Here is a 23448-nt window from a genome sequence, read left to right on the forward strand (position 1 = left end):
CCACTTCGTGGACAATGCGAGGAAGGACCGGTGTTCGAGACGATCCTGGCGGGGCAGGTGCGGTGAAGCTACGCTGCGCGGACTGTTTTCCACTGGAGGTACGGATGGGTCGCCCCGCTGCTCGGAATGTGTCGGCCGTGGTCGTTGCCGCGGCCATGCTCTCGGTCGGAGCCGCCGCGCCGCCCCTGGTGTCGCACGCGGCTCCCCCGGCGAAGGCGCCGGTGAAGACGCCGGTGGCGACGGGGTACGGAGGCGCGGTCGCGAGCGTCGACGCGGACGCCTCGGCCGCCGGGATCGAGGTGCTCAAGGACGGTGGCAACGCCGTGGACGCCGCTGTGGCCACCGCCGCCGCGCTCGGCGTCACCGAGCCGTACTCCGCGGGCATCGGCGGTGGCGGCTACTTCGTCTACTACGACGCCAAGTCCCGTACGGTGCACACCGTCGACGGCCGCGAGACCGCGCCGAAGTCGGCGGACAGCTCGCTCTTCCTGGAGGACGGCAAGCCGCTCCCGTTCGCGGACGCGGTGACCAGCGGCCTCAGCGTCGGTACGCCGGGAACCCCCGCGACCTGGGACACCGCCCTGGACGCCTGGGGCAGCCGGTCCCTGGGCCGGCTGCTGAAGCCCGCCGAGCGGCTGGCGAAGCAGGGCTTCACCGTCGACGACACCTTCCGCACCCAGACACAGTCCAACCAGGCGCGCTTCGCGGACTTCCCGGCCAGCGCCGAACTCTTCCTGCCCGGCGGCGAGCTGCCGGTCGTCGGATCGGTCTTCAAGAACGCCGATCTGGCCCGTACGTACGAGGAGTTGGGGCGCAAGGGAACCCGCGCGCTCTACCAGGGCGAGCTGGCCCGCGACATCGTCCGTACGGTACGCAAGCCGCCCGTCGACCCGGACGCGAGCCGGGTCGTCCGGCCCGGCGATCTGACCACCGGGGACCTGGCCGCGTACCGCACGAAGCGCCAGGCGCCGACGAAGGTCTCCTACCGCGGCCTCGATGTGTACGGCATGGCGCCGTCGTCGTCGGGCGGCACCAGCGTCGGCGAGGCCCTCAACATCCTGGAGGGCACCGACCTTTCGCGGGCCACCCAGGCGCAGTATCTGCACCGCTTCATCGAGGCGAGCCGTATAGCCTTCGCCGACCGGGGCCGCTGGCTCGGTGACCCGGCCTTCGAGGACGTACCGACGAAGGGCCTGCTCTCGCAGCGCTTCGCCGACTCGCGCGGCTGCCTGATCAAGGACGACGCGGTCCTCAAGAGCCCGCTCGCGCCGGGTGACCCGAGCGATCCCACGCCGTGCGCGACCGGCGGCACCACCGCGCCGACGACGTTCGAGGGCGAGAACACCACGCACCTCACGGCGGCCGACAAGTGGGGCAATGTGGTCGCCTACACGCTGACCATCGAGTCCACGGGCGGCAGCGCGATCACCGTGCCGGGACGGGGCTTCCTGCTCAACAACGAGCTGACGGACTTCTCCTTCGCCCCGGCGAACCCGGCGGTCCACGACCCGAACCTGCCGGGCCCCGGCAAGCGGCCGCGCTCCTCCATCTCCCCGACGATCGTGCTGGATTCGCACGACCGGCCGGTGCTCGCGGTCGGCTCGCCGGGCGGCTCGACCATCATCACGACGGTGCTGCAGACGCTGACGGGCCGGCTCGACCGCGGTCTGCCGCTGGTCGAGGCCATCGCGGCGCCCCGCGCCAGCCAGCGCAACACGGCGGCGACGGAGCTCGAACCCGGCCTGTGGAACAGCCCGGTGCGCCAGGAGCTGGAGGCGCTCGGGCACACCTTCACCCAGAACCCGGAGATCGGCGCGGCGACCGGTGTGCAGCGGCTGCCTGACGGCCGCTGGGTGGCCGCGGCGGAGAAGGTCCGCAGGGGCGGCGGCTCGGCGATGGTGGTGCGTCCGGCCGGCAAGTAGCAGAGGCGACGACGTACGTCTTCCGGGTCCTGTCCGGCCGGTTCCCCCGGTCCGGACAGGGCCCGGGGCCGTGTCCGGGTGGCCGAGCGGCGCAGTCGCGTCAGAGCAGCGTCAGGATCCGCGGACCCGCGCGCTCGTGCCCGTCCGAGGCCGGGGGATATTCATCTGCCGGGAGTTGCTGATCCACGCCGCGCGTCCCGTGAACCGCGTAGTCTCCCGTCCGTGACGACCTTGGACGAAATCGGCCGCAGCCGCTATGTCAGCTTCACCACCTTCCGCAAGGACGGTACGGGTGTCGCCACCCCCGTCTGGCATGTCGTGGAGGGGGGCGAGCTGTTCATCTGGACCAAAACCGACACCTGGAAGGTCAAGCGGCTCCGCAACAACAGCCGCGTCCTCGTGGCGGCTTGCGACATACGCGGGCGGATCCCCGAGGGGGCGCCGACCCTGGAGGGCACCGCGCGGCTGCTCGACGAGCCTGCGACGGACTCCGTGCGCAAGCTGCTGTCCCGTAAATACACCTGGCAGCTCTGGGCGGTCTACTGGCCGGCGAGGATCGCCCGGCGCGGCAAGCGCCCGCAGACCGGCATCGCCGTCACCTTCTGATCCGGTGGCCGAGTGAGCGCCGCACCCTCCCGGAAAACCGCGCGTAGCCGTCCCGTAACACGACTGAGGTCGAATGCCTGCGGACCGGAGGGCTTTCTCCGGCACGGCAGGGCAGGGACGGGGCAGCGATGGCGGTGCATCAACTCCCGGCGGAGATAGAGTCGTTCGCCCGTTATTTGCGGGATCTTACGTCGCTCCTCGACCCGGACGGCGGCTGGTACGGAGTCTTCCTCCACCGCGACCCCGAGGGCCTGCGCGCCTGCTTCGACGGGGCCGAGATCCCGCCCTGGGATGTCGTGGACGCACTGCTCCAGGACTTCGCGGCGGGCCGCGACGAGCAGGCGGTGGCGGGCGAGACCCTGCGGGCGAGACGACTGCACGCGGCGTCCGCGGCCGTGCACGACCGGCGGCCCGGCGGGAGCGAGGCGCTGTCGGAGCGGTTGCGGCTGATGCTGCGCGAGCAGATGCACGCGGCGGGCCGCGCCGAGGAGTTGCTGCGGCTGCTCCGTACGACCCCGGAAGGCACGTCAGAGGCGGAACAGCTCAGCCACGACCTGGCCTGGATCCGCGACGACCACGCGCGCGCGTCCGCGCGCTGCGCCGAACTCCGCGCCAGGCTCTCGTCCTTGGCCACCCCGGGCCGCGCCACCATCGCAGCGCGTCCCCTGGCCCCGGAAGGCTGGTTTCGCGCGCAGGACCCGCAGCCGGAGGAACCCTCGGTCTTCGGCAGCGGACCGCGAAGGACCGGACAGCGGGACCGCGACGACGGGGCGGCGGACGCGTACGGCGCCGGTTCCGGCGCGGCGCCCCGCCACCGGGAACCTGACGGGCCCTCGGCCCCCGGCGCCCCGCAATGGGCGGACCGGGGCCGGCCCGACGACGGACCGGCCGGCCAGGACCGTGACGAACCGGCGGCCCAGGACCGTGACGAACCGGCGGCCGGTCCGCGGGAGAAGAAGCCCGCGCCCCGCCGCAAGCCGCGCGGCGCCCGGTTCGCCGGGCTCGACGTCGAAGATTCCGACGAGGACGTGCCCGCCCCCGTACTGCCCGTGCCTCCTCCCACCGCTCCCGCCACGCCGCGCGGCGCCCGCTTCGGCGGAGCGCCCGTCGCGCCCGCCCAGGAGGTGGCGCCCACGCCTTCGCCGGAGGACCGGCGGGCCGCCGCCGAGACGGTCGACGCGCTGATCCGGCTGCGCGCCGATGGGCGCAGCGGCGAGGCGCATGTCGTGCTCTGCGAGGCGGCGGGGCGGCCCCCCGAGCAGCTGCCCCTGCTCGCCGCCGAACTGCACCGCGCCGGGCTCGGTGCCGACTGGGCCGAGCTTCTGTGGGAGGCGGCCTTCCTGCCGCCCGCGCAGCTCGCCGCGGCCGCCGGGGCGCTCGCCGTGGCCGGCAGGGACGACGACTGCGGACAGCTGCTGCGACAGGGTGTCTCCCGGCCCGCCGAGGAGATCACCGACGCCGTACTCGCGCTCGGCGAGGCCGGCCGCGCTCATGAGGCGCAGGCCCTGCTGAGCGCCTTCGTGCAGGTCCGTACGCCCCAGGACGCGGCGCTCGTCGCCGCGCCCGACCCGCGCCGCCTCGTCCCGCAGCTGCTCGACGCGGCGCGCGCCGTCTCGACGGCCCGCGAGCGCGACCTCGTCCACGCCCTGCGCGTGGCGGGAATCCCGGGCCCCTGAGGCCGGCCGTCTGATCGTTCTTGATGAGAGTCGCACGTTGTCGACCGCTCGGGTGTGAAACTTGATCGACTCTGCGGGTTAACGACGATGGTCTTGCCCCCGTGTGTGACGGGGCTTACGTTCTCCTCCAACGCATCGTATCTACGTGCGTAGAAGTTCATCGTCGCCCCCGCCGAAGGAGCAGCTCGTGGCCGGAGTCGTACGCGCCGCACTCGTACAGGCGACCTGGACCGGTGATACCGAGTCCATGATCGCCAAGCATGAGGAGCACGCCCGCGAGGCGGCCAGGCAAGGCGCGCAGATCATCGGGTTCCAGGAAGTGTTCAACGCGCCCTACTTCTGCCAGGTGCAGGAGCCGGAGCACTACCGGTGGGCCGAGCCCGTGCCGGACGGCGCCACCGTCAGCAGAATGCGGGATCTCGCCCGGGAGACCGGGATGGTGATCGTGGTCCCGGTCTTCGAGGTCGAGCAGTCCGGGTTCTACTACAACACCGCCGCCGTGATCGACGCCGACGGTTCGTATCTCGGCAAGTACCGCAAGCACCACATCCCGCAGGTCAAGGGCTTCTGGGAGAAGTACTACTTCAAGCCGGGGAACGCCGGCTGGCCCGTCTTCGAGACCGCCGTGGGCCGGGTCGGGGTCTACATCTGCTACGACCGCCACTTCCCCGAGGGCTGGCGCCAGCTCGGGCTGAACGGCGCCCAGCTGGTCTACAACCCCTCCGCCACCTCCCGCGGTCTGTCCAGCTACCTCTGGCAGCTGGAACAGCCCGCCGCCGCCGTCGCCAACGAGTACTTCATCGCCGCGATCAACCGCGTCGGCCAGGAGGAGTACGGCGACAACGACTTCTACGGGACGAGCTACTTCGTCGACCCGCGCGGCCAGTTCGTCGGCGAGACCGCCAGCGACAAGGTGGAGGAACTGCTCGTACGTGACCTGGACTTCGGCGTGATCGACGAGGTGCGGCAGCAGTGGGCGTTCTACCGGGACCGCCGCCCCGACGCGTACGAGGGGCTGGTGCAGCCGTGACCCATCTGGCCGCGACCGATCTGTACGGCCGTCACCGCGCCGTCCTCCCCGACTGGCTGGCGCTCTACTACGACCGGCCGATCGAGATCACCCACGGCGAGGGCCGCCATGTCTGGGACGCGGAGGGCAACCGCTATCTGGACTTCTTCGGCGGCATCCTCACCACCATGACCGCCCATGCCCTCCCCGAGGTCACCAAGGCGGTGAGCGAGCAGGCCGGGCGGATCATCCACTCCTCCACGCTCTATCTCAACCGCCCGATGGTGGACTTCGCCGAGCGGATCGCCACCCTGTCCGGCATCCCGGACGCCCGGGTCTTCTTCACCACCTCGGGCACCGAGGCCAATGACACGGCGCTGCTGCTGGCGACCGCGTACCGCGGGTCGAACCAGATCCTGGCGATGCGCAACAGCTACCACGGCCGGTCCTTCTCCACGGTCTCGATCACCGGCAACCGCAGCTGGTCGCCGACCGGTCTCTCGCCGCTCCAGACGCTGTACGTGCACGGCGGCGTCCGCACCCGCGGACCGTACGCCGGCCTCACCGACGCGCAGTTCATCGAGGCGTGCGTCGCCGATCTGGAGGATCTGCTCGGCCACACCCGCGCGCCCGCCGCGCTGATCGCCGAGCCGGTCCAGGGCGTCGGTGGCTTCACCGCCCCGCCGGACGGGCTGTACGCCGCGTTCCGTGAGGTCCTCGACCGGCACGGCATCCTGTGGATCAGCGACGAGGTGCAGACCGGCTGGGGCCGCACCGGCGAACACTTCTGGGGCTGGCAGGCGCACGCCGGGAACGGCCCGCCCGACATCCTCACCTTCGCCAAGGGCATCGGGAACGGCATGTCCATCGGCGGGGTCGTCGCCCGCGCCGACATCATGAACTGCCTTGACGCGAACTCGATTTCCACCTTCGGCGGCAGTCCCGTCACGATGGCGGCCGGTCTCGCCAACCTCTCGTACCTGCTGGAGCACGACCTCCAGGGCAACGCCCGCCGGGTCGGCGGCCTGCTGACCGAGCGGCTGCGGGCGATCGGCGCCGGCATCGACTCCGTACGCGAAGTGCGCGGCCGGGGGCTGATGATCGGCATCGAGCTGGTGAAGCCGGGCACGGACGAGGCGGCGCCCGGGGCGGCGTCCGCCGTGCTGGAGGCGGCGCGCGAGGGCGGGCTGCTGATCGGCAAGGGCGGTGGCCACAACACCAGCGTGCTGCGGATCGCCCCGCCGCTCTCCCTGACCGTCGCCGAGGCGGAAGAAGGCGCCGCGATCCTCGAACGGGCCTTGCGCAGCGCTTAGATGCTACCGCGGCTCAGTCGACCTCGCTGCTCCGTAGCCCCCGTGGCTCAGCAGCCGACCGTATGAAAGGGAACGCCACCCACCCATGAGCACCCGCACCCTGATCCGCGGCGGACTCGTCATCACCGCCGCCGACGAGACCCATGCCGATGTCCTGATAGAGGACAGCCGGATCGTCGCCCTCGCCGCGCACGGCTCCGACGTGGCCGGGGGCTGGACCGCCGACCGTACGATCGACGCCACCGGCAAGTACGTCATCCCGGGCGGAGTCGACGCCCACACCCATATGGAGATGCCGTTCGGCGGCACCTTCGCTGCCGACACCTTCGAGACCGGCACCCGGGCCGCCGCCTGGGGCGGCACCACCACCATCGTGGACTTCGCCATCCAGTCGCCGGGACAGGCGCTGCGCGAAGGGCTGGACGCCTGGTACGCGAAGGCCGACGGCGTCTGCGCGATCGACTACGCCTTCCACATGATCATGGCCGACGTCAATGAGAGCTCCCTCAAGGAGATGGACCTCCTCGTCCAGGAGGGCATCACCTCGTTCAAGCTCTTCATGGCCTACCCCGGGGTCTTCTACAGCGACGACGGCCAGATCCTGCGGGCCATGCAGCGTGCCTCGAACAACGGCGGGCTGATCATGATGCACGCCGAGAACGGCATCGCGATCGATGTCCTCGTCGAACAGGCCCTGGCGGCCGGCCGTACCGACCCGCGCTACCACGGGGAGGTACGGAAGACCCTGCTGGAGGCCGAGGCCACCCACCGGGCGATCCAGCTCGCGCGGGTCGCCGACGCGCCGCTGTACGTCGTGCATGTCTCGGCCGAGGAAGCCGTCGCCGAGCTGGCGGCCGCCCGCGACAAGGGACTGCCGGTCTTCGGCGAGACCTGCCCGCAGTACCTCTTCCTCTCCACCGACAACCTCGCCGAGCCGGACTTCGAGGGCGCCAAGTACGTCTGCTCCACCCCGCTGCGGCCGAAGGAGCACCAGGCCGCCCTGTGGCGCGGACTGCGCACCGACGATCTCCAGGTGGTCTCCACCGACCACTGCCCGTTCTGCTTCACCGGGCAGAAGGAGATGGGCCGCGGGGACTTCTCCAAGATCCCCAACGGGATGCCGGGGGTGGAGAACCGGATGGACCTGCTCCATCAGGCGGTGGTCGACGGGCACATCACCCGCCGCCGCTGGATCGACATCGCCTGCGCCGCCCCGGCCAGGATGTTCGGCCTCTATCCGCGCAAGGGCACCATCGCGCCGGGCGCCGACGCCGATGTCGTCATCTACGACCCGCACACCGAACAGACCGTCTCCGCCGAGACGCACCACATGGACGTCGACTACTCCGCGTACGAGGGCAAGCGGATCACCGGACGGGTGGAGACGGTCCTGTCCCGCGGTGCACTCGTCATCGACGGGCGGACGTTCACCGGCCGGGCGGGACACGGGCAGTACACCCCCCGCTCGACCTGTCAGTACCTCACCTAGGACATAGGAGCGACCAGGCCATGGACTTCGGACTCGTCCTCCAGACCGACCCGCCTGCCTCGGCGGTCGTCGGACTCATGCGGCGCGCGGAACGCAACGGCTTCCGGTACGGCTGGACCTTCGACTCGGCCGTGCTCTGGCAGGAGCCCTTCGTCATCTACAGCCGCATTCTGGAGCACACCACCAAACTGACCGTGGGGCCCATGGTCACCAACCCGGGCACCAGGACCTGGGAGGTGACCGCCTCCACCTTCGCCACCCTGAACGAGATGTACGGCAACCGCACCGTGTGCGGCATCGGGCGCGGCGACTCGGCGATGCGGGTCGCGGGCCGTAAGCCCAACACCCTGGCCCGGCTGGGCGAGGCGATCGATGTCATCCGCGACCTGGGGGAGGGCCGCGAGGCGGTGGTCGACGGGCAGCCGCTGCGGCTGCCCTGGGTACGGGACGGAAAGCTGCCCGTGTGGATGGCGGCGTACGGCCCCAAGGCGCTGGTGATGGCGGGCGAGAAGGCCGACGGCTTCATCCTCCAGCTGGCGGACCCGTTCCTCACCGAGTGGATGATCAAGGCGGTCCGTACGGCGGCGTCGGACGCCGGGCGCGACCCGGACTCCGTCACGATCTGCGTCGCGGCGCCCGCCTACGTGAGCGACGATCTCGCGCACGCGCGGGAGCAGTGCCGGTGGTTCGGCGGGATGGTCGGCAACCATGTGGCCGATCTGGTGTCCCGGTACGGGGAGGACTCGGGGCTGGTGCCCGACGCCCTGACCGACTACATCAAGCGGCGCGAGGGGTACGACTACAGCCATCACGGCCGGGCGGGCAATCCGTCCACGGACTTCGTGCCCGACGAGATCGTGGACCGGTTCTGTCTGCTGGGCCCGGTCGAGGCGCACATCGAGAAGCTGACGGCGCTGCGTGACCTGGGCGTCGACCAGTTCGCCGTCTACAACATGCACGACGCGAAGGAAGCGACGATCGACGCGTACGGCGCCGAGATCATCCCCGCGCTCCAGAGCTGACCGCCGCACCCGCCCCCGTCCGAGCGGCCGCATCCCCGCACGGCCCCGTTCGACGTCCCCGACCGCCGCCCTCGAACGAAGGGTCAGCCGCCATGACCGCGACCGTACCGCCCGTCCCCTCCGGCGGGCCGATAGCCGATCCCCAGGGCCGCGTCGAACTGCCGCCCGGCGCGGTGCCCGACGACAGCCGCTTCGTCAACGACGACCTGCTGCCCGTCCCGGTCGCCCGCCGCCGCTGGACGACGTACAACTTCGCCGCGCTCTGGGTCGGCATGGCGCACAACATCCCGTCCTGGCTGCTGGCCTCCGGTCTCGTCACGCTGGGCATGGACTGGAAGCAGGCGGTCTTCACGATCGCGCTGGCCAATCTGATCGTGCTGTTCCCGATGCTGCTGACCGGGCACGCGGGGCCGAAGTACGGCATTCCCTTTCCCGTACTCGCTCGCGCTTCCTTCGGCCTGCGCGGCGCCAATCTGCCGGCGCTGATCAGGGCGGCGGTCGCCTGCGCCTGGTTCGGGATCCAGACCTGGATCGGCGGACAGGGCATCTTCGTCCTGCTCGGCAAGATCTTCGGCGGCTGGGCGGAGGCGTCGAAGATCGGCGGTCAGCCGTGGACCCTCTGGGTCTGCTTCGTCCTCTTCTGGGCGCTCGAACTCGCCATCATCTACCGGGGGATGGACACCCTGCGGCGCTTCGAGAACTGGGCGGCGCCGTTCGTCATCGTCGGCGCGCTGGTGCTGCTCGTCTGGATCACCGTCAAGGCGGGCGGTCTCGGGCCGCTGCTCGACCAGCCGTCCCAGCTCGGCTGGGGCGCGGACTTCTGGCCGGTCTTCTTCCCGTCCCTGATGGGGATGATCGCCTTCTGGTCCACGCTGTCCCTGAACATTCCCGACTTCACCCGCTTCGGCGCGGGCCAACGCGCCCAGATCTGGGGCCAGTCGCTCGGCCTGCCGACGACGATGACGCTCTTCGCGCTGCTGTCGGTGTTCGTCACCTCCGGATCGCAGGCGGTGTACGGAGCCGCCGTCTGGGATCCGGTCGCGCTCGCCGCCAAGACCGACAATGTCTTCGGGCTGCTCTTCGCGCTGGTGACCGTACTGATCGCGACGATCTCGGTGAACATCGCGGCCAATGTCGTCTCGCCCGCGTACGACCTCGCCAATCTCGCGCCCAAGATCATCAACTTCCGTACCGGCGCGCTCATCACGGGTGTGGTCGGCGTCGTGATCATGCCGTGGAAGCTCACCGCGACGCCCGAGCTGTACATCTTCACCTGGCTCGGTCTGGTGGGCGGGCTGCTCGGTACGGTCGCGGGCATCCTGATCGCGGACTACTGGATCATCCGGCGCACCGTCCTCGACCTCGGCGACCTCTACCGCCCCGGCGGCCGCTACTGGTACAGGAACGGCTGGAATCCACGGGCGGTGATCGCCTTTGTCGTCGGCGGTCTGCTGGCCGTGGGCGGATCGCACTCGGCGCCGGGCACCGGCCCGTTCCCCGAGGACGGGCTGATCCCCTTCCTGAAGCCGCTCGCGGACTACGGCTGGGCGGTCGGCCTCGCGGCTTCGCTGGTGCTGTACGTCGCCCTGACCCGCTCGGCCCGCCCGGCGGCCGGAGCCGGCGGCCCTTCGGCGGTCTGAGCGGAGCGGCGTGAGCGCACGTACCGGCCGCTCGCGCCGCTCCGGGGCGTCCCCGCGGCAGTCAGGAAACGTTCAGGAAAGTCCTGCCAGCCTGCCGCGTTATGACAACCAACACGCATGTCGCCGGGGTGCACGCGCGGGACCGCCAGATGTGGAACAAGGTCCCCGAGGTCACCCTCTACTTCTGGGTGATCAAGGTCTTGTGCACCACGGTGGGCGAGACCGCGGCAGATCTGCTCAACGTCAACCTCGGTATGGGCCTGACCAGCACTTCTTACGTGATGGGCGCTCTGCTGGCCGTCACGCTGGTCTTCCAGTTCCGGGCCGGTGCCTATGTGCCGGGCCTGTACTGGACGGCCGTGGTCCTGATCAGCGTGGTCGGCACGCTGATCACCGACAACCTCACGGACAATCTCGGGATCCCCCTGGAGACGACGACGGCGGTGTTCGCCGTGGCGCTCGTCCTCACCTTCGCCGCCTGGTACCTGAGCGAGCGGACCCTGTCGATCCACACCATCCTGACCCACCGCAGGGAAGCGTTCTACTGGCTCGCGATCCTCTTCACGTTCGCCCTGGGAACCGCCGCCGGAGACCTGAGCGCCGAGCGACTCAACCTGGGCTACTGGCTCTCCGCGCTCGTCTTCGCCGGTCTGATCGCCGCCGTGGCCGTCGCGCACTACGCCCTGGACCTCAACGCGGTGTGGTCGTTCTGGATCGCCTACGTCCTGACCCGGCCGCTCGGCGCCTCGCTGGGTGACTATCTGTCCCAGCCGCGAGGAGAGGGCGGGCTCGCCCTGGGCACGATCGGCACCAGCGTGCTGTTCCTGCTGGTCATTCTGGCGCTGGTCGTCTTCCTCGCCCGGACCAAACGCGACGTGGCCGGAACGGGGACGGTCAGCCCGCGGGAAGGGTAACGGCGAAGCGCGCGCCGGAGCCCGTGCCCGCCAGCGTGATGTCACCGCCGGCGGCGCGGGCGAGGCGCCGGGAAAGGGCCAGTCCGAGTCCCGCGCCGTCGTGCCCGTCCCCGGGATGCGCGCGACGGCCGGGCTCGAACAATGCCCCCGCGAAGGAGTCGGGCACCCCTGGCCCGTCGTCGCTCACATACACCGTGACCCGGCTCTCCTCCGCCGTACATCCGAGGGTGATCGTATGCGTGGCGTAGCGGCGGGCGTTGTCCAGCAGGGGCATCAGGATGCGCTCGGCGACCGGTTCCGAGACGCCGATGCTCGCCGCCTCGCCCTCGCCCTCGCCCTCGTACTCGACCGTCACCGCCGGAGCACCGGGGTGCTGGGCCGCGCTGTGTTGTGCCAGCCGGTGCGCGAGGCCGGGGAATGAGCAGCGTCCGGGGATCCGTGAGCCGCGGGTGCGGACCTCGGAGAGAAGGGAGTCGCAGATCTGCTGCATCGTCGCGGCGGCGTTCGCTATCGCCTGGTGCGACGTGTGCTGCTCTTCCGCGCTGCGGGGCCGTCGGGCCAGCCAGTCGGTCTCCGCGGTGATCCGCGCCAGCGGGGTGCGCAGTTCGTGCGACAGCTCCGCGGCCTGCTGCTGCTCGTGGCGCAGGACCGCTGCCAGCCGGTCCAGCAGCGCGTCGAGACTCGCGGCGAAGGAAGCGAGCTCGGCGGGCCGGCCGTCCGCGCCGAACCGCTCGGGGGTACCCGCTTCGCTCCACCGCGCGGCCTGTGCGCTCATGGCGGTGACCGGCCGCAGGGCCCGCCGCACCACGAGCCGGGTCAGGAGATAGACGGTGACGAGCAGCAGCACGGCCAGCGCGATGGATCCGACGAGGGCCGTGCCGGCGGTGCTGCGGTAGGGATCCAGGTTCACGGAGGTCACCACGGTGCCCGCCGGTGTTCTTCCGCTGCCCGCCTCGACGGGGAAGGCGTACAGCCGCCACGCGCCGGGTCCGGTGGTGTCGGCGAATTCGTCGCGGTGCCCGGCCAGCAGATCCGCCTGCTGGCGCAGGCCGGCGGGGGCGCTGGGGGGCTTCTCGATCACACGGGTGCCCTGGTAGATCCAGACGCCGGAATCCAGAGCCTGGTCTTCCGTGGGCTCGCGGACGGTGAGCCGGCCGTCCGGCCCGGCCTCCACGGTGGCCGCGACCGCCTCCGCCCGGGTACGCAGCACCTCGTCGGCCTGCCCGTGCAGCCGTTTGTCCAGCGCCACATTGAACACGATCGTCAGGACCGCGATCCACAGGGCGCCGGTGGCCAGGGCCATCAGCGCGAGACGGCCGCGCAGCGTGCGGGCGGACAGGAGACGTTTCATGCGAAACGGTAGCCGATGCCGCGAACGGTGTGAATGGCGTGCGGGCTGTCCGCCTCGCGCAGCTTGCGCCGCAAGCGGGTCAGGTACTGGTCCAGGGTGTTGTCACTGACCTGCGCACCCTCCGGCCAGCCCGCCCGCAGCAGGGCCCGGCGGCGGATCACCGCCCCGGGGCCGGCCATCAGACAGGCCAGGAGACGGAACTCGGTGGGGGTCAGGGCGACGGGCCGGCCGTGCACGGTCAGTTCATGGCGGACCGGGTCCAGGCGCAGCGCGCTCGTGCTTTCGACGAGGACGCCGCGGGTGCCGGAGCGGTGCAGCAGCGCCCGCAGCCGCGCCGCGAGCTCACTGAGGTGGAAGGGCTTGGGCAGGTAGTCGTCGCCGCCGGAGGCGAACCCCGAGAGCCGGTCGGTGAGGTTGCCATGGGCGGTCAGGAAGATCACGGGGACGGTGATGCCCGCGCCGCGCATCGCCTGGCACACATCCCGCCCGTCCGAGTCCGGCAGCCCGACGTCCAGCACGACCGCGTCGACCGCCTGGCCGACGGCGCGCAGGGCGGCCGCCCCGTCGGCGGCGGTCACCACGTCGAAGTCCTCGTCGCGCAGTCCGCGGGCCAGGACATCGCGCAGGCCGTGGTCGTCCTCGACGACCAGGATGCGGGCAGAGGTCACCTCGCCAGTATCACCCGGCCCGGGCCGGCTCCCGCGTACCCATTGGAAACGGCCTAGTCCGTGTGCGGGAGCAGCAGGGTGAACCGTGTCGGGGTCCGCCGGGTCAGGCTGAGCCGGGCTCCGGCCGCTTCCGCCAGGTCCGCGGCGAGGGACAGTCCGATCCCTTCGCCGGGTCCGGTGGTGGTACCGCGGTCGAAGAGCGCCTCCGCGTCCAGGGTGAGGGTTCCCTCGTCGGCGACGTCGAGGGCGAGGGCGGCGCCGATCTCGCGCAGTGTGACCGTGATGGTTCCGCTGCCGTGCCGGCGCGCGTTGTCGAGGAGGATGTCGAGGATCTGGTCGGTGGTGCGGCCGGGGACGGGCACGGCAGCGGTCGCGGGGTCGAGGAGGAACGCGATGCGGCGGCCGTCCTGGGCCAGCGGGCCGTGCCATCGCCGTTCGGCCTGCTCCAGGAGTTCACCGGCCGGCCGAGCGGCGGCGCGGCTGACCGGGCTGGGCTCCGCGCCGGCCAGCTGGAGGACTTCGTCGATGGTGTGCTGGAGATGGCGTGACTGCTCCAGGGCCTCTTCGGCGGCTGTGCGCAGGTCGGCGCCGGGGGTGGCCAGGGCTGTTTCCAGTCCCAGTTGCAGTCCGGTGAGTGGGGTGCGGAGCTGGTGGGAGGCGTTGGCGGTGAAGTGCCTCTCGTGCTGCAGCAGGTGGGACAGGCGCTGGACCATCGTGTTGTGGCTGCGCGCCACTTGATCGATCTCGGTGATCCCGCAGGTGGCGGCCCGGGCGGTCAGGTCGCCTTCGGCGATGGCCCGGGAGGTGTGGGAGAGGGATTCCAGCGGGGCGGTCAGGGTGAACGCCTGGCGCCTGGCTACGAAGACGGCCACACCCAGGGCCACCAGGCACGCTCCCAGCAGGGCCGCCCAGGCCAGCAGGACGCGGTTCCACACGCTCCCGGTGCTGGTGGAGGCGCGGACCACGCCGATGACGCGTTCGTTGTCGGACACGGGGACGGCCGCCACGAGCTCGCCCCCGATGTCCTGCCGTACCAGGCGGCCGGCGACCGCGCGGCGGGTGGCGCTGTCGGCGCTGCTCGGGCCGGTCCCGTCCCGAAGACGCAATCCCCGGTCGTAGACGCCCAGTTGCCCTTCGGATCGACGGGGCAGTTCGACGGGGTCACCGGCGGCGAAGTCAGGGCTCACCCGGACCGCGGCGGCCATGGCGGCGCGCTCCACCTCGCCGCGCTCGTCGGCGAAGAAGGACGCCCGGATCACCGCGGCGAGCGGCACAGCCAGCAGGACAAGAGCCACCGAGGCGGCGACCAGAGCCACCCGGACCACACGCTGTCTCATGCGCCCATCATGCGCCCGCACGCCTGGCGAAAAGGCACCCGAGGATGCCGGGAGCGAGGTTTTGCCGTCGTCTAACCGTGCGTGGGCCGGGCCCTTACCGGCGGCTTCCTAACGTCACGGGTACGGCCGTCCACCTCACTCGTGAAGGGCACCACGCTCATGCGACGTACACCTGGTCTCTCCCTTGCCGCCCTCGTACTCACCGCAGGCGTGCTCGCCGGATGCGGCAACGGCGGCAATCCCGCACCGGGCACCGCCGGCACGACCGGCGGGTCCGGCACCAAGCCGGCCCCGGCGGAATCCAATCCTGCCGGTGACATACCCGACGATCAGGCATTCGTCGCCTACCGGCCCGCCCAGGGCGGCTTCACCGTCGAGGTCCCCGAGGGCTGGGCCCGCACCACCAGCGGCAACGCGGTCACCTTCACCGACAAACTGAACCGGATCGAGATCGCCTCCGCCGACGCGGCGAGCGCCCCGACACCGGCGTCGGTGAACTCCACGGTGCTGCCCGTCCTTCGAGGGCAGGTGCCGAAGTTCTCGATGGGGAAGGCCACAGCCGTTTCCCGCCAGGCCGGGCCGGGTGTCCTGCTCACCTATCAGGGCGACAGCGCCCCGGACGCGGTGACCGGCAAGGTCGTCCACGACGCCTTCGAGCGCTACAGCTTCCATCACAACGGCCGTCAGGTCGACCTGACGCTGTCCGGCCCGGTCGGCGCCGACAATGTGGATCCCTGGCGCATCGTCACCGACTCGCTCCGGTGGCAGTGATGACCACCCCCACCCTCACCGGGCACCCGGACGCCGACGCGCTCACGGCGCGGGACCTGTACCGGTTCTACCGGGCGGGCGAGGAAGAGACCCTGGCGCTGCGCGGGGTCGCCCTGCGGGTGCGGCGCGGGGAGAGCGTCGCCGTCGTCGGACCATCCGGGTCGGGCAAGTCCACCCTGCTGGCCTGCCTGGCCGGGCTGGACGAACCGGACGGCGGCGTCGTACACATCGGCGGGGAACGGATCAGCCACCGGCCCGAATCCGAGCGGGCCCGCGTCCGCGCCCGCCGTATCGGAGTCCTGCTCCAGTCCGGCAACCTGATCGCCCATCTCGACATCCGCGCCAACATCCGCCTCGCGCGCACCGCGGCCCCCGGCGCGAGCGAGCAGCCGGTCGCGGAGCTGCTCGATCAGGTCGGGCTCGGGCACCGGAGCCGCGCGCTGCCCCAGGAGCTGGCCGGCGGTGAACTCGCCCGCGCGGGGCTGGCCGTCGCTCTGGCCAACGACCCGGACATCCTGCTGGCGGACGAGCCGACCGGGGAACTGGACGGCGTCACCGAGCAGCGGATTCTCTCGCTGCTGCGCGGCCGGGCGGAAGCGGGCCGCGGGGTGCTGATCGTGACCCACAGCCCCGAAGCGGTCAAGATCGCTGATCGGGTCATCACCTTGCGCGACGGAAGGATCCCGTCATGAAGCCCCAGGAGGTGCTGGTCGACTGCCAGGACGCGGCCCGTACGTACGGCAGGGCACTGGCCGCCGTCGTCGCGGTGCACGGCGCGACCTGCCAGGTCCGCGCCGGTGACCGGATCGCGATCACCGGGCCGTCGGGCTCCGGCAAGTCCACCCTGCTGCACCTGATGGCCGCACTCGAACAGCCCACCACCGGCCAGCTCAGCTGGCCGGGCCTGGCCGAGCGCCCGATGGCGGCGCAGGTGGGTGTCGTCTTCCAAGGGCCCAGCCTCATCCCGGCCCTGGACGTGGCCGAGAACACCGCGCTTCCCCTGGTGCTGGCCGGTGTCCCCGATGAGCGGGCCCGGCGCCGCGCCCTGGACTGCCTCGCCCTGGTCGCCGCCGACGGCCTGGCAGGCAAACTGCCGGAAGAACTGTCCGGCGGCCAGGCCCAGCGCGTGGCCGTCGCGCGCGTACTGGCCCTGCGGCCGCGCCTGATCCTGGCGGACGAACCCACCGGGCAGCTGGACAGCGCCACCGGGCGGCACATCATCGACGTGCTCCTGGCCGCGGCCGACGAGATCGGCGCCGCACTCGTGGTCACCACACACGATCCCGCTGTCGCCCAGCGCCTTGACCAGCGATGGGCGATGCATGAAGGCCGCCTGCACCCTCCGCCCGAACCGCACCGGCGCCCCGCGGCAGCGGCCCCCCAGGGAGAAACATCATGATCATTACCTGGACCGGCGGACTGCTCCGCCGTCGCACCGGACGGCTGATCGCCACCGCGTCCGGCATCGCCCTCGCGGTCGCACTCGTGGCGTCCCTGGGGTCGTTCCTGACCGCGTCGAAATCCACCATGACCCACCGCGCGGTCAGTTCGGTCGCGGTGGACTGGCAGGCGGAAGTCCAGCCGGGCGCCGAACCCGCCACGGTCCTCGAAGCAGCCCGGGCCGCGCACGGTGTGCGCAGCGCCCAGAGCGTCGGGTTCGCCCGCAGCACCGGATTCCAGGCCACCAGCGGGGGCAGCACACAGAACACCGGCCCGGGTGTCGTGCTGGGCCTGTCCGACACGTACCGGGCGACGTTCCCCCGGGAGATCCGCCAGCTCACCGGCGCCACGTCCGGGGTGCTGATAGCTCAGCAGACCGCGGCGAACCTGCATGTCGCCCCCGGTGGAACGATCACCGTCGGCCTTCCCGGCGCGAGGCCGGCGAAGGTGAAGGTGGCCGGAGTGGTCGACCTGCCGCAGGCTGACTCGCTGTTCCAGAAGGTGGGTGCTCCGCCGCAGTCCCAGCCCGCCGCCCCGCCCGACAACGTCCTGATCCTCCCCTCAGGCCTCTTCAGCACACTGACCGCGCCGGTCAAGGCCGTCGACCCGAGCGCCGTCACCACCCAGATCCACATCGCCCGCAACGCACCCCTGCCCGCCGACCCGGCCGCCGCGTTCACCGCCGACACCGCCGCCGCCCGCAACCTGGAGGCCCGTACCTCCGGCGGCGCGGTGGTCGGCGACAACCTCGGCGCCGCCCTGGACGGAGCCCGGCAGGACGCTCTGTACGCCCAGATCCTGTTCCTGTTCCTCGGCGTGCCCGGCGCGGTGCTCGCCGCCCTGCTGACCGCCGCGGTGGCCGGCGCGGGCGCCGGCCGCAGACGGCGTGAGCAGGCGCTGCTGCGTACCCGCGGGCTGCGGCCCCGCCAGGTCGCCACCATGGCCGCCGCCGAAGCGGGGGTGGTCGGTGCGGCCGGCGGCCTGCTCGGCCTGGGGATCGCCGCGGTGGCGGGCCGGGCCGCCTTCGGCACCGCCTCGTTCGGTGCGAGCGGCGCCTCGGCGGTGGGCTGGTTCGCCCTTGCCCTCATCCTGGGTCTGGCCGTCGCCGCCGCAGCGGTCCTCGTACCCGCGCTGAGTGACCTGCGTACCGGTACGGTCGCGGCCGCGCGCCAGGTCGTCGGACACGCCCGCTCCCCGTGGTGGATGCGATGCGGTGTCGACCTCCTCCTGCTCGCCGCCTCGCTCCTGGTCTTCCGGGCGTCGAGCGGCAACCAGTACGCGCTGGTCCTGGCCCCGGAAGGGGTGGCGAGCATTTCGGTGTCGTACTGGGCCTTCCTCGGGCCTGCCCTGCTCTGGTTCGGCTCGGCGCTGCTGCTGTGGCGGCTGGCCGCTCTGTTCCTGGCCCATGGAAGGCGGCCGCTGGCCCGCCTGGCCCGGCCGCTGACCGGGCCACTCGCAGCTACCACCGCGGCGAGCATGTCCCGTCGACGCCGTCCGCTGGCCCGCGCCATCGTGCTCCTCGCGCTCGCCATTTCCTTCGGGGCTTCCACCGCGACCTTCAACGCCACGTACCGTCAGCAGGCCGAGGTGGACGCCCAGCTCACCAACGGCGCCGACGTCACGGTCACCCAGTCGCCGGGCGTCAGCGTCGGACCCGAGGCGGGCGGCCCCCTGAAGGTGGCCGGAGTCCGGCACGTCGAACCCCTCCAGCACCGTTTCGCCTACGTCGGCGCGGACCTGCAGGACCTGTACGGCGTCCAGCCTTCCACCATCACGTCGGCCACTTCCCTGCAGGACGCGTACTTCGCGGGCGGCAGCGCCAAGAGCCTCATGAACAAGCTCGCCGCCCGCCCCGACTCCCTCCTGGTCAGCCAGGAAACCGTCAAGGACTTTCAGCTCGCCCCCGGCGACACCGTCAATCTGCGGCTGCAGGACAGCCGGACCAAGACCCTGCACACCGTCCCCTTCCACTACGCGGGCGTCGTCAAGGAGTTCCCCACCGCTCCCAAGGACAGCTTCTTCGTCGCCAACGCCGGCTACATCGCCAGGACCACCGGCAGTGACGCGATCGGCGCGTTCCTCATCGACACCGGCGGCATCCACCAGAAACCCGTCGCCGCTCAACTCCGCCACCAGCTGGGGACCGCCGCGAGCGTCACCGACGTCACCCAGACCCGCTCCTCGATCGGCACGAGCCTCACCTCGGTGGACCTGGCCGGACTCACCCGCATCGAACTGGGCTTCGCGGTCCTGCTGGCCGCGGCCTCCGGCGGCATCGTCCTGGCACTCGGCCTGGCCGAACGGCGCCGTACCTTCGCCCTCACCACGGTCCTCGGCGCCACCCGGCGCCAGCTGCGGGGACTGGTCCTGAGTGAAGCGGCGGTCATGACCGCCGGCGGCCTGGCCGGCGGCGCCGTCATCGGGTGGGCGCTGTCCCAGATGCTCGTCAAGGTCCTCACCGGTGTCTTCGATCCGCCGCCGGCCACCATCGCCGTGCCCTGGGCCTATCTCGCCGTCACCGTCCTGACCGCGGTTGCCGCGATCACCGCAGCGGCATGGAACGCGGCCCGCCGCTCCGCGCGGCCGGCCGTCGAAGAGCTCCGCGAACTGTGAGGGCCGCCCGAACGGCCGGGGCGGGCACCGCGAGGCCCGCCCCGGTCTCCCTCACCCCACGGGACCGCGAGCCAGGCGAGACTTTGCGGACAGCCCTTAGGCTTCGGCGCATGAGCCCGCCCGCACCCCAGGAGGGGACGCATGTCCTGGTCGTCGAGGACGACGACGTCATCGGACGGCACCTGGACGCCGGACTACGTGGCCACGGCTACCACTCCACCTGGTGCCGCGACGGCATCAGCGCACTGGCCGAGGCCCGCGCGGGCTCCCACGACGTCGTACTGCTGGACCTCGGCCTGCCCGACACCGACGGCATCGACATCGCACGCACGCTGCGTGCCGAATTCCCCGACCTGCTCATCGTCATCCTCACCGCCCGCAGCAACGAGATCGACGTCATCGCCGGACTCGACGCGGGAGCTGACGACTACCTCGTCAAGCCCTTCACCCTGACCGTCCTGCTGGCCCGGCTACGCGCGCACCTGCGCCGCCGCCCGTCAGGACCTCCCGCACAGGAGCGAGCGATCCGCCTCGGCGACCTGACGGTGGACACCACCGCGCGGCGCTGCCTGGTCGGAACCCATGAGATCGCGCTGCGGCCCAAGGAATTCGAGCTGCTCGCCGTCCTCGCCCGGCACGCCGGCGCGGCCGTTTCCCGCGAAACCCTGATGGCGCGGGTCTGGGACGAGAACTGGTTCGGCCCCACGAAGACACTCGACGTCACGCTGGCCTCGCTGCGCCGCCGCCTTCACCAGGCCGCCGCTGACGCGCCGTTCGCGCTGAACCTGCCGGAGATCACCACCCTGCGCGGGCACGGCTACCGCCTGGATCCTGCCGAGTCCGGACCGGCACCGCGGCCCGGGCCGGGCCGCTGACCCACGGCGGGAAGCGGCCGTGGGGGAGTCGCGCATGCCGGGGAATCGTCGGGCTCGTGCGCGTCCTTCCGCAGTTGAGCTGATCGCGTCCGATATGCCGCGCCGGGTTACCCGATCTTCATCGAAATCCCTCCAGTATCCGGGAAACGCCCTTGTCCCGAGCCTGTATGCGAAATACGGTCGGCGATATTCCTTGATCGGCTCCTGGCGGGAGGCAGTACCTCGTGCGCCGCACCATCACCGGCCCCTTCGCCGTCGCGTTGATGTCCCTCCTATCGGGCTGTGCGTCCCTGCAGTCCTCCGCGACCGAGGTCGGCGGAGTGCGGATGACCGACGAACGGCCCGTACGGGACGGCGGAACCCTCACCGTCGCGCTCAACGCGGACCCCGACAAACTCGACCCGAGCCTCGCCCAGACCCTCGTCGGCCGCACGGTCTTCGCGGGCATGTGCGAGAAGCTGTACGACATCGACCAGCACGGGACGATCGTTCCGCAGCTCGCCACGGCGCTCCCCACCGTCTCGGCCGACGGCCGCACCGTCACCATCCAGGTCCGCCGCGACGCGAAGTTCAGCGACGGCACCGCACTCGACGCGCGCGCCGTGGTCACCTCGCTGCTGCGCCACCGCGACCTGCCGGAGTCCGCGCGCGCCACCGAACTCGCCCCGCTCCGTGGCGTCGAGGCGACCGGTCCTTACACCGTCAGGCTCACCCTGAAGCAGCCGTACGTGCCGCTCACCGGGGTGCTCGCCGACCGGTCGGGGATGGTGATGTCCCCGGCCGCGCTGAAGAAGTACGGCAAGGACTTCACCAACCACCCGTCCTGCGTCGGCCCGTTCCGCTTCGTGGAACGCGTCGGCGGCGACCGGATCGTGCTGAAGAAGGACCCGGACTACTACAACGCCGACCAGGTCCCGCTCGACGGGGTGATCTACAAGCCCATCCCCGACGGCAATGTCCGCCTCGCCAATCTGCGCTCCGGTGACATCCAGGTCGGTGACCAGATGACCCCTGTGGACGTACGCAGCGCCCTGACCGAGACCGCGCTCCAGGTCTTCAACTCGCCCTCCCTCGGCTACCAGGGCATCGGCCTCAACGTCGGCAATGTGAAGGGCCTCGGCGCGAAGCCGGGGAAGATCGACACCCCGATCGCCCGGGACGCCCGGGTCCGTGAGGCGTTCGAGCTCTCCCTCGACCGTGAGCTGATCAACAAGGTTGTTTTCCAGGGCATGTACGAGCCGGCCTGCGGGCCCGTCTCGCCCGGGTCGGCCATCGCGCCCGGCGCGAAGGCCGCGCAGTGCCCGAAGCGCGAGGTCGCGCGGGCGAAGAAGCTGCTGCGGGACGCCGGGGTGAAGACCCCCGTACGGATGGAGCTGAAAGTCTCCACCACGCCCGAGTCCAGCCGGCTCGGCCAGGTCGTCCAGGCCATGGCCAAGGAGGCCGGCTTCGCGATCACCCTGCGCCCGACCGAGTACGCCACGCTGCTGGAGGAGACCGACGCCGGGAAGTACGACGCGTTCACCAGCGGCTGGTCGGGGCGGCTCGACCCGGACGGCAATATCGCCAGCTTCCTCCAGACCCAGGGTGCGATGAACGCGTACGGACTCTCCGACCCGGCGATCGACCGGCTCGTCGCCCGCGGCCGCACCGAGGCCGATCCGGCACAACGCGCCACGATCTACGACGAGTTGACCCGGCGTATCAGCGCCGAACACGCCCTGATCTATGTCTACCGGCAGAAGAACTACGCCGTCACCACGACCTCGGTCGCAGGCGTCCGCATCTTCGGCGACGGCCTGGTCCGGGTCACGACAGCGGGGTACGCCCGATGACGACATACCTGCTCACCCGGGTGCGGCAGTCCCTGATCACCCTCCTCCTCGTGAGCGTCGTGGTCTTCGCGGGCATCAGGGCCCTGCCCGGCGACCCGGCGCTCGCCCTCGCCGGCGAGGAACGCAGCCCCGAGGCGCTCGCCGCCGTCCGCGAGAGCTACGGCCTGAACGACAACATCGCTGTCCAGTACGGGCGTTACCTCGGGCACGCCCTCACCGGCGACCTCGGCACCTCCTCCCGTACCGGGCTCCCCGTCGCCGACGCCATCACCGCGGCCCTGCCCATCACCCTCGAACTGGCGGCGCTGTCGATGCTGCTGGCGATCGTCCTCGGCATCGGCGCCGGTGTCGTCGCCGCCGTACGGCGCGGAAAGCCCGAGGAGTGGCTCGCCAACGCCATCGCCCTGCTCGGCCTTTCGGTGCCGACATTCTGGCTCGGCATCGTGCTGGTGCTCACCTTCGCCATCGCCGTACCGGTCTTCGCGGCCTCCGGATATGTGCCCTTCGGCACCGATCCGCTCGACAATCTGCGTCGTATGGTGCTGCCTTCGCTCGTTCTCGGCTCCGGGCTCGCGGCGGTCGTGATGCGCCAGACCCGGGCGGCCATGCTCGACTCGCTGTCCGCCGACTATGTCCGTACGGCGCGGGCCAAGGGCCTGTCGCGACGGCAGGTCATCGGCGGGCACGCCCTGCGCAACTCCCTGGTGACGGTGGTGACCGTCCTCGGTCTCCAACTGGGCCATCTGATCTCCGGGGCCGTCGTGACCGAGCAGATCTTCGTCCTGCCCGGCTTCGGCAAGCTCACCATCGACGCCGTCTTCACCCGTGACTACGCGACGCTGCAAGCCGTGGTGCTGTGCACCTCCGCCGCGTACATCCTCATCAACCTGCTGGTCGACGTGTTGTATTCGGTGATCGACCCGCGCATCAGGCTCGGAGGTGCCCGGTGACCACAGCTGTCCTCACAGCG

General features: G+C 71.3%; 19 protein-coding genes. 16 read left to right on the plus strand and 3 right to left on the minus strand.

Annotated elements, in window-relative coordinates; all coding sequences use genetic code 11:
- The first annotated feature begins 104 nt into the window (after nt 1-104).
- From ggt to ACZ6MZ_RS10090, 9 genes are all read left to right on the plus strand, one after another.
- Complete coding sequence (ggt, locus tag ACZ6MZ_RS10050) at nt 105-1922, plus strand: gamma-glutamyltransferase (protein WP_384181242.1); 1818 nt, start codon at nt 105-107, stop codon at nt 1920-1922.
- 222 nt (nt 1923-2144) lie between these two features.
- Entirely contained in the window at nt 2145-2528 is a 384-nt protein-coding gene (locus ACZ6MZ_RS10055) for a PPOX class F420-dependent oxidoreductase (RefSeq protein WP_469350939.1), read from the plus strand.
- Between the two features lie 176 nt (nt 2529-2704).
- Nucleotides 2705-4204, plus strand: coding sequence for a hypothetical protein (locus tag ACZ6MZ_RS10060; protein ID WP_469350940.1), 1500 nt, complete (start codon nt 2705-2707; stop codon nt 4202-4204).
- A gap of 187 nt (nt 4205-4391) precedes the next feature.
- A complete protein-coding gene (locus ACZ6MZ_RS10065; protein ID WP_469350942.1) occupies nt 4392-5234 on the plus strand; it encodes a nitrilase-related carbon-nitrogen hydrolase in 843 nt (280 codons plus the stop codon).
- A gap of 5 nt (nt 5235-5239) precedes the next feature.
- Nucleotides 5240-6526, plus strand: coding sequence for an aspartate aminotransferase family protein (locus ACZ6MZ_RS10070; RefSeq protein ID WP_469351129.1), 1287 nt, complete (start codon nt 5240-5242; stop codon nt 6524-6526).
- Nucleotides 6527-6611: 85 nt separating this feature from the next.
- Nucleotides 6612-8015 (plus strand): dihydropyrimidinase, encoded by a 1404-nt coding sequence (gene hydA, locus ACZ6MZ_RS10075; RefSeq protein ID WP_469350944.1) that lies wholly within the window; start codon nt 6612-6614, stop codon nt 8013-8015.
- A 20-nt stretch (nt 8016-8035) separates the two neighbouring features.
- Entirely contained in the window at nt 8036-9037 is a 1002-nt protein-coding gene (locus ACZ6MZ_RS10080; protein ID WP_469350946.1) for a TIGR03842 family LLM class F420-dependent oxidoreductase, read from the plus strand.
- A 92-nt stretch (nt 9038-9129) separates the two neighbouring features.
- Nucleotides 9130-10677: an NCS1 family nucleobase:cation symporter-1 gene (locus ACZ6MZ_RS10085; protein WP_384181254.1), complete on the plus strand. Its 1548-nt coding sequence runs from the start codon at nt 9130-9132 to the stop codon at nt 10675-10677.
- A 101-nt stretch (nt 10678-10778) separates the two neighbouring features.
- Nucleotides 10779-11591 (plus strand): COG4705 family protein, encoded by an 813-nt coding sequence (locus tag ACZ6MZ_RS10090; RefSeq protein ID WP_469350947.1) that lies wholly within the window; start codon nt 10779-10781, stop codon nt 11589-11591.
- Here the strand turns inward: ACZ6MZ_RS10090 and ACZ6MZ_RS10095 are convergent.
- The 3 genes from ACZ6MZ_RS10095 to ACZ6MZ_RS10105 are packed head-to-tail and all read right to left on the minus strand — an operon-like array spanning nt 11572 to nt 14947.
- Complete coding sequence (locus ACZ6MZ_RS10095) at nt 11572-12942, minus strand: sensor histidine kinase (protein WP_469350948.1); 1371 nt, start codon at nt 12940-12942, stop codon at nt 11572-11574. The genes ACZ6MZ_RS10090 and ACZ6MZ_RS10095 overlap by 20 nt on opposite strands.
- Nucleotides 12939-13610: a response regulator transcription factor gene (locus ACZ6MZ_RS10100; protein WP_469350949.1), complete on the minus strand. Its 672-nt coding sequence runs from the start codon at nt 13608-13610 to the stop codon at nt 12939-12941. Before ACZ6MZ_RS10100 ends, ACZ6MZ_RS10095 begins: the two co-directional genes overlap by 4 nt.
- 53 nt (nt 13611-13663) lie before the next feature.
- Nucleotides 13664-14947 carry a sensor histidine kinase gene (locus tag ACZ6MZ_RS10105; protein WP_469350951.1) on the minus strand — a complete coding sequence of 428 codons (1284 nt, stop codon included), beginning with the start codon at nt 14945-14947 and terminating at the stop codon, nt 13664-13666.
- Between the two features lie 159 nt (nt 14948-15106).
- On the opposite strand from ACZ6MZ_RS10105, the gene ACZ6MZ_RS10110 reads away from it, so the two are divergent.
- The 7 genes from ACZ6MZ_RS10110 (at nt 15107) to ACZ6MZ_RS10140 (ending at nt 23428) form a co-directional block, all read left to right on the plus strand.
- A complete protein-coding gene (locus ACZ6MZ_RS10110) occupies nt 15107-15718 on the plus strand; it encodes a hypothetical protein (protein ID WP_469350952.1) in 612 nt (203 codons plus the stop codon).
- On the plus strand, nt 15718-16410 hold the full coding sequence (locus ACZ6MZ_RS10115) for an ABC transporter ATP-binding protein (protein WP_469350954.1): 693 nt from the start codon (nt 15718-15720) through the stop codon (nt 16408-16410). The genes ACZ6MZ_RS10110 and ACZ6MZ_RS10115 overlap by 1 nt, the downstream gene beginning before the upstream one ends.
- Nucleotides 16407-17117 (plus strand): ABC transporter ATP-binding protein, encoded by a 711-nt coding sequence (locus ACZ6MZ_RS10120; RefSeq protein WP_469350956.1) that lies wholly within the window; start codon nt 16407-16409, stop codon nt 17115-17117. Before ACZ6MZ_RS10115 ends, ACZ6MZ_RS10120 begins: the two co-directional genes overlap by 4 nt.
- Nucleotides 17114-19771: an ABC transporter permease gene (locus ACZ6MZ_RS10125; RefSeq protein WP_469350958.1), complete on the plus strand. Its 2658-nt coding sequence runs from the start codon at nt 17114-17116 to the stop codon at nt 19769-19771. The genes ACZ6MZ_RS10120 and ACZ6MZ_RS10125 overlap by 4 nt, the downstream gene beginning before the upstream one ends.
- A 110-nt stretch (nt 19772-19881) precedes the next feature.
- A complete protein-coding gene (locus ACZ6MZ_RS10130) occupies nt 19882-20646 on the plus strand; it encodes a response regulator transcription factor (RefSeq protein WP_469350959.1) in 765 nt (254 codons plus the stop codon).
- Between the two features lie 224 nt (nt 20647-20870).
- Nucleotides 20871-22478: an ABC transporter substrate-binding protein gene (locus ACZ6MZ_RS10135; RefSeq protein ID WP_469350961.1), complete on the plus strand. Its 1608-nt coding sequence runs from the start codon at nt 20871-20873 to the stop codon at nt 22476-22478.
- Nucleotides 22475-23428 (plus strand): ABC transporter permease, encoded by a 954-nt coding sequence (locus ACZ6MZ_RS10140; RefSeq protein ID WP_469350963.1) that lies wholly within the window; start codon nt 22475-22477, stop codon nt 23426-23428. Before ACZ6MZ_RS10135 ends, ACZ6MZ_RS10140 begins: the two co-directional genes overlap by 4 nt.
- Nucleotides 23429-23448: the final 20 nt, after the last annotated feature.

The organism is Streptomyces sp. NPDC042201 (assembly GCF_055582185.1).